11 protein-coding genes and 1 pseudogene are annotated in these 12,611 nt (G+C 63.1%); 5 read left to right on the top strand and 7 right to left on the bottom strand.

Annotation, left to right across the window (positions count from 1 at the left end; genetic code table 11):
- The 7 genes and pseudogenes from ABS45_RS16680 to ABS45_RS16710 all read right to left on the bottom strand — a co-directional run.
- On the bottom strand, nt 1-726 hold a 726-nt coding region (locus tag ABS45_RS16680; protein ID WP_291557755.1), incomplete at its 3' end, for a LysR substrate-binding domain-containing protein.
- Between the two features lie 191 nt (nt 727-917).
- Nucleotides 918-2,900, bottom strand: coding sequence for an alpha/beta fold hydrolase (locus tag ABS45_RS16685; protein ID WP_366246643.1), 1,983 nt, complete (start codon nt 2,898-2,900; stop codon nt 918-920).
- Between the two features lie 115 nt (nt 2,901-3,015).
- A pseudogene (locus ABS45_RS16690) lies at nt 3,016-3,945 on the bottom strand (bifunctional enoyl-CoA hydratase/phosphate acetyltransferase); the annotation flags it as partial.
- Between the two features lie 37 nt (nt 3,946-3,982).
- Nucleotides 3,983-4,546, bottom strand: a complete 564-nt coding sequence (locus ABS45_RS16695) for a universal stress protein (RefSeq protein ID WP_013519659.1) — start codon at nt 4,544-4,546, stop codon at nt 3,983-3,985.
- Nucleotides 4,547-4,614: 68 nt separating this feature from the next.
- Nucleotides 4,615-5,361, bottom strand: a complete 747-nt coding sequence (phbB, locus tag ABS45_RS16700; RefSeq protein ID WP_013519660.1) for an acetoacetyl-CoA reductase — start codon at nt 5,359-5,361, stop codon at nt 4,615-4,617.
- A gap of 10 nt (nt 5,362-5,371) precedes the next feature.
- Nucleotides 5,372-5,815, bottom strand: a complete 444-nt coding sequence (locus ABS45_RS16705; protein ID WP_291557773.1) for a hypothetical protein — start codon at nt 5,813-5,815, stop codon at nt 5,372-5,374.
- Between the two features lie 107 nt (nt 5,816-5,922).
- Entirely contained in the window at nt 5,923-7,680 is a 1,758-nt protein-coding gene (locus ABS45_RS16710; RefSeq protein WP_015912935.1) for an alpha/beta fold hydrolase, read from the bottom strand.
- A gap of 321 nt (nt 7,681-8,001) precedes the next feature.
- Between ABS45_RS16710 and ABS45_RS16715 the strand changes: the two genes are divergently transcribed.
- The 5 genes from ABS45_RS16715 to ABS45_RS16735 all read left to right on the top strand — a co-directional run.
- A complete protein-coding gene (locus ABS45_RS16715) occupies nt 8,002-8,610 on the top strand; it encodes a TetR/AcrR family transcriptional regulator (RefSeq protein WP_291557782.1) in 609 nt (202 codons plus the stop codon).
- A gap of 68 nt (nt 8,611-8,678) precedes the next feature.
- The gene (locus tag ABS45_RS16720) at nt 8,679-9,098 is read left to right on the top strand and encodes a hypothetical protein (RefSeq protein WP_015912934.1); all 420 of its coding nucleotides are present in this window, start codon (nt 8,679-8,681) and stop codon (nt 9,096-9,098) included.
- A gap of 27 nt (nt 9,099-9,125) precedes the next feature.
- Nucleotides 9,126-10,166 carry a secretion protein HlyD gene (hlyD, locus tag ABS45_RS16725; RefSeq protein ID WP_013519665.1) on the top strand — a complete coding sequence of 347 codons (1,041 nt, stop codon included), beginning with the start codon at nt 9,126-9,128 and terminating at the stop codon, nt 10,164-10,166.
- A 1-nt stretch (nt 10,167) separates the two neighbouring features.
- On the top strand, nt 10,168-11,940 hold the full coding sequence (locus ABS45_RS16730; protein ID WP_013519666.1) for an ATP-binding cassette domain-containing protein: 1,773 nt from the start codon (nt 10,168-10,170) through the stop codon (nt 11,938-11,940).
- Nucleotides 11,937-12,611: ABC transporter permease (locus tag ABS45_RS16735; protein WP_291557789.1), on the top strand; the 675-nt coding region annotated here is incomplete at its 3' end. The genes ABS45_RS16730 and ABS45_RS16735, both read left to right, overlap by 4 nt.

A 12,611-nucleotide genomic window follows, 5' to 3' on the forward strand; every position in this document is an offset into this window, starting at 1 on the left:
GGCCAAGCCCAAGGCCAGCCCGGCGGAAACCAAGGTCATCATGAGGTCAAAAGAGGCAACGTGCTGAACGATGAGCGGCTCTCGTTCGTACTTGCGCAAGATTCGATCGACCTGACGTGCATGTCCTTCGCAAATCAATGGGTCGCCCAGCACCAGCGGGTAGTGCAGAACCTCCTCCAGCGGAATCTGCTTGAAGGCCAGAACAGGATGGCGAGCGGGCACCGCCACCATCAACTCATCCTCCCAGGCAGGCGTAACCACGATGCCATCACCTACGTCTTCGGCCATCGAAAATCCTGCGTCGTATAGCTCATCGTGCAGACCCTTGATTTGTTGGGCCATCGAAACTTCGAACAACCGAACCTCGACCTCGGGGTCTTCTTCGCGGCACTGCGCAAGTAGCGCCGGCAAGCGTGATGGCGTGATGCCGTCGGACAAGGCAATGCGCAATTGCCCGTGATAGCCATTGGAGGCAGACCTGACGCTATCGCGTGCTTGCTCCAGCGCAGCGAAGATGCGCGGTACGTGCTCCAACAGCAACCGACCCGCACGGGTCAATTGCGTGCTGCGAGTAGTGCGAACGAACAGGCGCGCACCAAGGTCTTCCTCCAGTTCCTTGATGGTGCGAGACAGCGGCGATTGATCGATGTGTAACCGTTCAGCGGCCCGAGCAAAATGAAGCTCTTCCGCGACTGCGGTAAAACATCGAAGGTGGCGTAGCTCCACTTCTGTCCTTCCTAGCGTGTCAGATCATCCACGTTCCGTGGGATGCAGCCGGATGCTCCGCTCGTGTGTGAACACCAAGGACGCCGCCCTTCCAAACCGAAAATATCCACGGTGCGATGCAAGCGATTCAGCCAAGACCACATAGTAAGTGATATGTTACTTACTATGCTTCGAAAAATCAATGACTGAACTCATCGTTGGGGTGGGCAACTCCCTCTCCGGACGGAAGACGAATCAGCGGCTGTCAACCGATGCTTGGAAATATCTTTGCGCAGGATTCGCCGGATTTCGACGACGGATGCCGCGGTCTCCTGCACGCTGTGTCCGGACACGATGATTTCTTCCGACTCGGCGCCCTCCAGATGCGCGCTTCGATAGGGAACCAAACCATCGTCCGATTCAGCGAGAGGGCCGTTAGCCTGCCGCCTGGCAATGATCGAGTGATAGGACACCTGATCCGAAATCGGAAGCTCGCTCGTAGCTTTGACGAAGGGATCGTTTTCGTCGATTTGGTCAATGCTGTTGGGGATGTTCTGCAAGATCGTGGCCTGTGCCGTGGCCATGATCTCCGCGCGAGCCGGGAAGGCGTCGCCGAGGGTTGACAGCAGCGTCAATGGCAAGCGGATCAATCCGGCCACCCAACGCCCAAGTCCCTGCCCGGCAACCACGGTTCCACGGTGCGGTGTGGCAACGAATATCACGCGATCAACACCTGGGAATGGCTGAAAGCGCAAAAGGGGGTCAAGTTGGGAATGGGTGCTCCCAAGACGGTTCAGATCGATTCTTGGATCCGATGCAGCCCACTCCCACAGCTGCTGGTCTGCCGTGGAAACCATCAGCCGCGCCAGCAGTCCTCCCATGCTGTGCCCAATCAACACCAGCCCGTGGGAAGCCAAGGTTTCCTCTTCAGGGTCGAAGTGATGCAAAGCTGCCGCCAGAACTTGGCGGATTGCTGCATGACTGGCTGGTACAGGCATATTCGTGGGGTAATAGATCTCCCACACTTGGAATTCGCATCGCAGCTCTTCATCGGCCAGAAGCTCATTGGCAACGTTGACCCATGCTTCGGGGCTGCTCGCCAGTCCATGCACCATCACGATGATGCGCCGCCGCGGGTCGAACGGCTGCATCAGATACAGATGCGGCTGATCGATGCCACGCTCACGCCCAAACAGCCCTCGCAAGGATTGCTGGTTGAATCCCGAACGCGCCAACCATAAGCCGTAGCCAGCCGTGAAGTTACCAGCCAGTGGAACGCGTTGGCCGTGGAGTTGCAGATAGTCCTGTACCAAGGGGTCATACACACCGACGACGAGTTCACGCGAGGCAAGCAGCTCATCGACGGTGAGTGCATCAAAACGAAGCACTACTGTCACGTTGGGCGTTGGCATTTCGCTCCAGGCGGGAAATACCCCCGGGCGCTCGTTACCGGCGGAAGATTCGTCTGATTCGTCCAGTGACTTCGGATCTGCCTCCGTTACGGCCACCAATTCCGCACCCAAGCCGTCCCTGCGATAGATGCCGCGCAGGCCTTGGAATGCCAGAGCGTTCGCAGGCAGCAACTCGCGTGGCGTGGTCGCATCGTCGGGCAGCCGGGCGTTCAAGTCGACTCGCAAAGCCCAGTCACCCAAGCGCAATGTCGCTTTGGTTTCGCCAGCATGTGCACGAAGTGCTTGGTGCTGTAGGCCAAACAATTGCGTGACCGTTTTTTGCACCGCATAGTTGTACCAATCGCGCACCTGCGTCTGCCGTTCCTCAAACGCGCGCTCGCCGGGCGAGCGCCTGGTGAAAAAGAGATACGCGTAAGCGTGCCGAGCCGTCTCGATCCAGGCGGAAGTAGAAACGATGCGACTATTTGGGACTGCCGTCGAGATCGACATGGCATGCTGCAACCAGAGTTCAGCCAGTGCCGACAGCCTCGTTTCGCCGTCCAAGTCCTTCATCATGGTCAACGCCTCGATGCAAGTGAGCGAGGTGTTCGTTGCGCAAACTCGCTCATCGAGCCCGGTCACGCGGATTGTCTGCAAGGTCGGTGCGCTGAGTTTGCCTCTGCCGAGGAGATCGCCGCGTCGTAGGGCAACGTATTCATCCGGCGTCATCGCGCGTACAGCGACAGAAGGTTTGAATTCACTGACGACCGCGCAACCACCAAGTGCAAACGCGGCGGTGATCACGATCAACCAACGCCAGAGAGATGCAAGGAGCATATGCCTCACGATCGAGAGCTGCGTACCGGCACTGCAGAATCATTACCTGAAACGAACGGAACATTGCCCGTGAAATTGCATTTCATACGCGGCTCCCTTCGCCCTGAACAAAAGCACGCTGGCGATGCGCCAAGATCAGTGCAATGGCGCATGAAGCTATTCGCGTGCGGCGCGAGTCCGAGCGACTGGTGAGCACAATCGGCACGCGCGCGCCCATCACGATCCCCGCGCTATCGGCTTGGCCCATGTATTCCAGTTGCTTGGCCAGCATGTTGCCGCTTTCCAGGTCGGGAACGACCAGGATGTCGGCTTGCCCGGCCACGGCGGACTTGATGCCCTTGACGCGCGCGGCATCGGGAGAGACGGCGTTATCAAAGGCCAGTGGCCCGTCGAGCACACCTCCGGTGATCTGGCCACGATCGGCCATCTTGCACAGTGTCGCAGCGTCCAGGGTCGAAAGCATGCGCGGGTTGACGGTTTCGACCGCCGCCAGGATCGCCACCTTGGGCTCGGCAATGCCGATGGCGCGCGCCAAGTCGATGGCGTTGCGCACGATGTCGGCCTTGATTTCGAGCGTCGGAGCGATATTGATGGCGGCGTCGGTGATGATGAAGGGCCGTGGGTAGCTGGCCGTCTGCATGATGTAGCAGTGCGTCAATCGGCGCTCGGTGCGCAGGCAGGCTTCGGGCGCCAGGATGGCACCCAGGTACTCATCGCTGTGCAAGCTGCCTTTCATCAGCGCCTGCACCTCGCCCTTGCCAGCCAGCCGGGCGGCGGTGGCCGCTGCGGCGTGGCTGTGCGGCACATCGACGACCTCACTGTCTCCCAGTTCCAACCCCGTGTCGGCCGCAACGGCACGCAACTTGGCGAGCGGCGCCACCAATACTGGCGAGATGACGCCGGCATCGCGCGCGTCCAAGGCACCCCCCAAGCTGAGCGCGTCGCAAGGGTGCACCACCGCGGTGCGAACCGGGGCCATGGTTTTGACATGGGCGATAAGACGCTCGACACCACTTGGAGGATCGGCGCGAACGCCCTCAGGGGCTTGTTCATTCATGTGATTTCTTTGCCTTGCTTGCGCCAGTTGAACGCCAGCCTGACGTACCGATGTTGTCGCTGGCCTTCACTGGCGCCCGTGCGGCTGAAGATGGCGGGCCACCATCTCGGCTCGACTGGCGCACCAGCATTACCGGAACTGGCGCGATGCGCGCTACTTGCTCCGCATCGCTGCCCAGCAGCAGCCGGTTCATGCCGCGACGTCCGTGGGTGCCCAGGATGACCAGGTCGCAATCGTTGATCTCGGTCTGATGCGCGATCTGTTCCGACACGCGTTCGGTGCCGCTTTCAAGCAGCACCGTCTCTGTGGCAATTCCTTCCCGGCGGAGCCGACTCGCAGCCTCATCCAGCAACGTCTGGCCGGCTTTGAGGAAGCGTGGGCGGACATCCTTGATGTAGACCTCGGGACGTTCGAAACCCGTGCTGTGGCGGGTTGGTTCGACGATATGCAGCAAGATCACGGTGGCGCCGCTCAGGCGTGCCAGTTCTGCCGCATGATCGAGCGCCAGGAAGGATGTGGGACTGCCGTCCAGCGGCACCAGAAATCGGGAATACATGGAACTCCTCCGGGAGGCGCTGACTGCCGCGCGGGAAACCGCCCGCAAGGGCTGCGGGCTCTCCCGACTCATGACATGTGCTGGCCACCGTTCATCGCCACGTTGCTGCCCGTCATGAAAGCAGCAGCGTCACTGGCGATGAAGGCCACCAGCGCCGCGATCTCATCCGGCTGGCCGAGGCGACCCACCGGAATCGCTTCGATGACCTTCTGGCGCACGTCCTCGCGCACCGCCATCACCATTTCGGTGGCCAGATAGCCCGGCGAGACGGTGTTGACCGTCACGCCCTTGCGTGCCACCTCCTGCGCCAGCGCCTTGGTGAAGCCATGCACGCCAGCCTTGGCCGCCGAGTAATTGGTCTGGCCGAACTGACCCTTGCTGCCGTTGATGGACGAGACGTTGACGATGCGCCCCCAGCCACGCTCCACCATCGGATCGATGAATGGCTTGGTGACATTGAACATGGAGTCCAGGTTGGTGCGCAGCACGGCGTCCCAGCCGGCCTTGTCCATCTTGCGCAGGGTCGCGTCGCGGGTGATGCCGGCGTTGTTCACCAGGATGTCAACGTGGTGGCCGTCCGCCTGAATCTGACGCGCCAAGGCCTGGGTCGATTCCCAGTCGCCGACATCGACGCCGTAGGCCGTGAACCGGTAGCCTTTGGTGTCCTGCGCGTCAAGCCAGGCGGCGACCTTCTCGTTGCCGGGCGTGTGCGTGATGATGACGCGGTGGCCCGCGTCGTCCAGCGCGCGGGCAATGGCCGCGCCAAGGCCGCGATTGCCGCCAGTGACCAGGGCGGTTCGTCCCGAACTGCTCATATGCGCCTCCTCACTTTTTGGCCTTGCCCTGAGGCGCGGCGCCTGGCGCAGTCCAGGGCTGCGTCCATTGCTGAAAAAACTGCGCGAAAGAGGCTGTGCCGCCGCTGGCGCCGAATACCTCGGAGACAGATGCCTGCCAGGTGGTCAGTGCTTCGCGCAGGCCATCGGCGAATGCCGCCTGGCTCTTGGCAGCAGCCCGGCCGACCGCCTGTGTGTCGCCCATATGGCCTTGGCACAGGCGCCAGAACACCTCGGACGGCAAGGTGGCAAGCGCCTGCCAGTCCGCTGCCTGTTGGAGGTTCTGGATGCGCGAGGTGGTCTCCAGCACGCCACCGGCACTGAGCTGCTGCATGGCTTCGAGCCAGTGGTGGCCGCTTTCTTGAAGCAAGCGGGTGATCTGAAGCTGCAACTCGGCATTGGCCTTGTAGAGTTGGATGGGCAGTTCGCTGTTCATGTCAATGCTCCACGGTCATGATGTGCCCCTCCGGGGCGGGTGTAGGCCATGGCTGCGCAACGGCCCGATGAAAGTTGAGGGTGTATTCTTGGCGGTGTTTTGCCCTGTCATCGCATGGCCACATAGGTTCCCGGCGCATCGCCAAGCGGTGCTTGCGTCCCGCCCATGGCAGGCGGCGCGACGCGCCCGGCAGAGCGCTGGGCCAGCCATTGCTGCCATGCCGGCCACCAGGAGCCTTCGTTCATCGGGGTCTCGGCACGCCACAGTTGCGGATCGATATAGCGATCGCCGGCCGCACGGGTCGCAATCTGGAAGCTGCGCCGGGGGTGTCCCGGCTCGCTGACGACGCCGGCGTTGTGCCCCCCGCTGGTGAGAACAAAGGTCAGTTCCGCATCGCTGAGCAGGTGCATCTTGTACACGGACGGCCAGGGGGCGACGTGATCGCGCACCGTGCCGACGATGAACATGGGCACCTCGATGTCGGCCAGCGCCACGGGTCTCCCGCCGACGCGGTAGCGCCCCTCGGCCAGGTCGTTGTCCAGATACAGGCGCCGCAGGTACTCGCTGTGCATGCGGTACGGCATGCGGGTCACGTCGGCATTCCAGGCCATCAGGTCATTGAAGGTCTGACGCTCACCCAACAGGTATTCGCGCACCCGTCGCGACCAGATCAGGTCGCGTGAGTTGAGCATCTGGAACGCGCCAGCCATCTGCTTGCCGTCGAGATAGCCCTTGTCCCACATGCCGGCTTCCAGCCATGCCAGTTGACTGTCGTCGATGAAAAGCGCGATCTCGCCCGACTCGCGGAAATCAGTCTCCGATGCCAGCAGCGTCAGGCTTTGCAGACGCTCGTCGCCATCGCGCGCCATCGCGGCGGCGGCGATCGCGAGCAAGGTGCCGCCCAGGCAATAGCCGACCGCCTGCACCTTGCGTTCGGGCACGATGGCCGTGACCGCATCCAATGCGTCCATGACCCCCAGCCAGCGGTAGTCCTCCAGGCCGAGGTCACGATCGGCCGCCGTCGGGTTCTTCCATGAAAGGATGAACACCGTGTGCCCCTGATCGACCAGGTACTTCACCATCGAGTTGTGCGGCGACAGGTCGAGGATGTAGTACTTCATGATCCAGGACGGCACGATCAGTACCGGCTCCGCATGCACATCCGGCGTCGTGGGTGAGTACTGGATCAACTCGATCAGGTGGTTTCGAAACACCACCTTGCCTGGGGTGACCGCCACGTCCTTGCCGACCTCGAACCCTTCGACCCCTGCAGGCGCATCGTCGAGCGCGAGGCGCCTTGCATCTTCCAGAAAGTTCATGGCGCCGCGCCACAGGTTTGCGCCCCCGCTTTGCGTGATGGCGTGCAGCACCTCGGGGTTGGTCCAGATGAAATTCGAAGGCGACCACATGTCCAGCCACTGCCGCCCGGCGAAAGTGACCATGTTCTCGTGATGGCGCGACACGCCACGCACGCCCGTGGTGGCGTTGTGCCACCACTGCTGCTGCAGCAAAAAGCCCTGGTGAATCACGTTGAAGGGCCACTGCTGCCAAGCCGGGGCGGCAAAGCGCCGATCCTGCTCCAGCGGTTCGATGCAGGTCGGGCAGTCGTGCGCACTGGCAACGCGCAAGGCATAGCGCGCAAGGCGCTGCTGCTTGTGCAAACCCTTTTCGATCAAGCTGCGTTGCTTGCCTGGTGAAAGGCTCAGGTGCAACGCCCAGTCGTACCAGGCCAGCAGGCCGGCCGCCGGTGACAGCCCACCCGTGCTGCGCGCCCGCCAGGCGTTCGCAAGCGTATCCAGGGTGTCAGGGCGACAGGCTTCGGGCTGCGCCAGATCGGCCTTGCCGTGTGTTGCGACGTTGCTCATCTCCAACCCTTCATTTAGCGAGTAACATATTACTATCTTATCGCTTACAGGAAAAGTTGCAAGCCTTCCGCAGGGGCGCCAAATTTTTCAGCCACCCAAAGCTCAATCACTACCGCTGCTGATGCTGCAGTCCGACGATCAAGCACTTTTCGATCTGTCTGGAAGGCCATACCGCTTCTTGAGTTGCATCAAGTTGACCGATCCGCTCTCCCCAGGAAAGGGCCCACAGTCCTGCCTCACCCGACAAGTTTCCGATCTTGCATCATGGTCATTTTGCGTGTTACGATAGTAATAGATCACTAACTACATGGAGTCCGAATCGTGAGTCAACGCCCCCAATACCTGTCCGCCGAAGATCGGCGTGCGGCCACAGTGCAAGCCGTGGTTGATCTGGCAGCCGAGCAGAACCCGGCCGAGATCACGACCACGGCGATTGCCGACCGAATGGGCCTGACACAGGGCGCGCTGTTTCGCCACTTCCCCACCAAGGAAGCCATCGTGGAAGCCACGATGTCGTGGGTCGGCGAACGTCTTCTGGTCAGCGTGGACAAGGCGGCCGAGGGCGCCGCATCTCCCGCCGCAGCGCTCGAAGCGATGTTCATCACGCACATCGACTTCGTGTCCAAGCACCCGGGCGTGCCACGCATGTTGTTCGGAGAGTTGCAGCGCTCTGGCGAAACGCTCGCCAAGCGCATGGTGCAAACCCTGATCCGCCAGTACGAGCAGCGCCTGCGTCGCCTGATGGAAGCGGGCAAGGCGCAGGGCGAGCTGAACGCGGAGCTGGACGTGGACGCCGCCGCCGTGCTGTTCATCGGCACGATCCAGGGACTGGTCATGCAGTCCTTGCTGGCCGGCAAGGTCAGCCGGATTCGTCGCGATGCGCCCGCCGTGTTCGCCATCTATCGCCGTGGCATCGAAAGCGGCACATGAAGCGCCCGTCCAGTCCACAAGCGGCACGACGATCCAGCAAACCCTCCAAAGAACCGGGAGCCATGAACATGACTGCACACAGCGGGCGCGGAATCTGGATGCGTGTGATCGCCCTGATTGCCATCGCATTTGGTCTGCTGACCATCAGGGAAGGCGGCGCCGTTCTGTTTTTTGACGGCGCGGCGCGTGCCGCAGCCGGAAGCTACGTGCCGTTCGTGCTCTGGTTCAACTTCCTGGCCGGATTTGCCTACGTCATCGCTGGCGCCGGATTGTGGATGCGCCGGCGCTGGGCCGCATGGATGTCGATGGCTATCGCGGTGGCAACGGCGCTCGTATTCCTGGCCTTCGGAGTGCATGTGGCGCTGGACGGCGCTTGGGAGCGGCGCACGCTCATTGCCATGACGCTGCGTACGTTGGTGTGGGTTGGCATTGCGGCCATGGCTTGGCGTCGATCAACAGCGCATGCACCGACCACGCGCGAGCACTGAGCATCTCTTTCCAGTGGAAACCCATCAATGACAACTCCGAACCTCCCTACAAGAAAAGCCCGTTGGGCCGTGATCATTGTTGCCCTGCTCGCCCTTGGCGGTGCACTGGCGTTCTGGTTCACGCGCGGCCATGACAACCAGGATGCATTGCGCCTCTATGGCAACGTCGACATCCGTGAGGTTCAACTGGCTTTCCGCCAGCCCGGGCGCATCACGCAAATGACTTTCGATGAGGGTGATGTCGTCACCGCCGGCGCGCGCCTGGCCACGCTCGACGCGCAGCCATATCAAGACGCCCTTGCAGCCGCGCAAGCCCAGGTGCAGGTGGCCCAGGCCGAGCTGGCCAAGCTGCGCCGCGGCCTGCGGCCGCAGGAAATCACCCAGGCACGCGAGGCGCTCAGACAAGCGCAGGCGCAGGCGCTTGACGCCGAGCGCAACTTCCAGCGCCAGAGCAGCCTGTTGGCGTCGGGCGCCAGCAGCCAGCGCACGGTCGATGCCGCACGCACTGCCAGGGATCAGGCGGCCGCGGGTGTCGAATCCGCCAAGGCCGCCCTGTCGCAGGCATCCGAAGGCTTTCGCAAGGAAGACATTGAGGCAGCGCAGGCTCGCCTTGCAGCCGCGCAGGCAGCCGCGGCGCAAGCCACCACTTCCCTGGCGGACACCGAACTGACGGCACCCAGCAACGGCACCATCATCGCGCGGGTGCGCGAGCCCGGCAGCATGGTGGCCAGCCAGAGCACGGTCTACAGCCTGAGTCTGGACAAGCCCGTGTACGTGCGCGCCTACGTGGGCGAACGGGATCTGGGCCGCATCGCACCGGGCACCGTGGTGCACGTCAGGAGCGATTCCGGGGAAAAGGTCTATCGCGGCCAGGTCGGCTTCATCTCGCCGCGCGCCGAGTTCACGCCAAAGACGGTGGAGACAACGGACTTGCGCACGGATCTGGTGTACCGCCTGCGCATCGTCATCGACGAGGCCGACAGCGATGCCGCCCTGCGCCAGGGCATGCCGGTGACGATCGCGGTCGATGCCAAGCCGGTCTCCGGCGCGCGCGCGGGGGAGCGTTGAGATGCAGGCAGACACCGCCATGGCCGCCACGCCGGCAAGCGCTGTCGCCGCTGCCGCCGTCGTCATCGAAGGGGTGGACAAGCATTTCGGCAAGGTGCAGGCCCTGCGCAGCTTGAGCGCGCACATCCACTACGGACGGCTGACGGGCCTGGTCGGCCCGGACGGCGCCGGCAAGACGACGCTGATGCGCATTCTGACCGGCCTGCTGGTGCCCAACGCCGGTCGCGTCACCCTGGCTGGCTTTGACGTGGTCAAGGACAACGACGCCATCCATGTCGCCAGCGGTTATATGCCGCAGCGCTTCGGCCTGTACGAAGACCTGTCGGTGATGGAGAACATGCGCCTGTATGCGCAGCTGCGCGGCATGGACGCGGATCGCAATGCCGATCTGTTTGCCGAGTTGCTGGACTTCACGCGGCTTGGGCCCTTTACCAAACGCTTGGCCGGCAAGCTCTCCGGCGGCATGAAGCAAAAGTTGGGGCTGGCCTGTGCGCTGATGGCGCGGCCCAAGGTGCTGCTGCTGGACGAGCCCGGCGTGGGCGTCGATCCGGTCAGCCGGCAGGATTTGTGGCGCATGGTGCAGGCACTGACCGATGAGGGCATGGCCGTGGTCTGGTCCACCGCCTACCTCGACGAGGCCGAGCGCTGCGAGAGCGTGCTGCTGTTGAACCAGGGGCAGCTCCTGTTCGATGGTCCACCGCAGCAACTCACCGCGCAACTTGAAGGCCGCAGCTTTCGCCTGGAAAACGTCGGCGCCGAGCGCCGGGCGGTTCTGACCGAGGCACTCGATCTGGAGAGCGTGAGCGACGGAGTGATCCAGGGCGCCGGGGTGCGGGTGGTGCTGCGCGAAGGTGCGCAGGTCAGCCAAATCCAGTCGCTGGCTGATCGGGCGCGAGTAGCGCTGGCGCCGGTACCCGCCCGCTTTGAAGATGCCTTCATCGATTTGCTCGGCGGCGGGCCCGGCGGCACCTCAACCTTGGCCGAACGGCTGTCACCGGTCGAACTGGGCTCCGAAATAGCCGTCTCCTGCCGCAATCTGACCAAGCGTTTCGGTGAGTTCACCGCCACCGACCAGGTCAGCTTCGAGGTGCAAAAGGGCGAAATCTTCGGTCTGCTCGGCCCCAATGGCGCCGGCAAGTCCACCACCTTCAAGATGCTGTGCGGCCTGTTGAAACCCACTGCTGGTGAAGCGCATGTGGTGGGCCATGATCTGCGCCGCGCCACCGGTGCAGCCAAGGGCCGGCTCGGCTACATGGCGCAGAAATTCTCGCTCTACGGTCTGCTGTCGGTGCAGCAGAACCTGGAATTTTCGGCCGGCGTTTACGGGCTGGAAGGCAACACCCGGCGCGAGCGCATTGCCGAGATGATCGAGACCTTCGATCTGGGGGAGTGGCTGTCCGCCACGCCCGATTCCCTGCCGCTGGGGCACAAGCAGCGCCTGGCGCTGGCCTGCTCGCTCATGCATCGGCCACCCGTGCTGTTCCTCGATGAGCCTACTTCGGGCGTGGACCCGATCACCCGGCGCGAGTTCTGGACCCACATCAACGGCCTGGCGCGCAAGGGCGTGACCATCATGGTCACCACCCACTTCATGGACGAGGCCGAATACTGCGACCGCGTCGCCATGCTCTCGCGCGCACGCCTGATCGCGTTGGACACGCCCGATGCGCTCAAGCGCGCCGCAGCCAATGTCGAACACCCCGACCCGACCATGGAGGACGCCTTCATTCACCTGGTGGAATCTGCCGACCGCGAGATGGAGGCCGCCGCATGAACGCTGTAGCACAACGCAAGGAAGGGGCTGCTTTGGAGCCGAGCGATTTGCGCCGCTTTGACCTGCGGCGGCTGATGGCCCTGGTCACCAAGGAAAGCTATCAGGCGCTGCGCGACCCCTCGACGCTCTTGATCGCCTTCGTGCTGCCGGTGGTGTTGCTGCTGCTGTTCGCCTATGCGGTGTCGCTGGATGCCAAGGAGGTCCGCGTCGGCGTCGTGCTGGAGTCGCCCGGTGCATCGGCGCAGTCGCTGGCCGCTGCCTTCTCGGGCACCCGCTTCTTGAAGACGCAATTCGCCCACGACCGGCGCGAGGTGGCAGACCAGCTCGTCTCCGGTGCGCTGCGCGGCTACGTCGTCATTCCGCAGGATTTCGAGCAGCGCCTGGCCCAGCGCGGAGCAGAACCGCTGGTGCAAATCATCACCGATGGCTCCTATCCCAACACCGCCAACTACGTCGAGAACTACGCCCGCGGCGTGGTGCAGACCTGGCGTGCCGGGCTGGATGTCGCGGCACCCGCGCAATCCGTCGTGCTGGAGCCACGCTACTGGTTCAACCCCGAGCTGGAAAGCCGTCGCGCGCTGATTCCCGGGGCCATTGCCATCGTCATGACCATCATCGGCACCATGCTGACCGCGCTGGTGGTGGCGCGCGAATGGGAGCGCGGCACCATG

Origin of the sequence: Comamonas sp. SCN 65-56 (genome assembly GCF_001724135.1) — a bacterium.
GTDB lineage: Bacteria > Pseudomonadota > Gammaproteobacteria > Burkholderiales > Burkholderiaceae_C > Comamonas_C.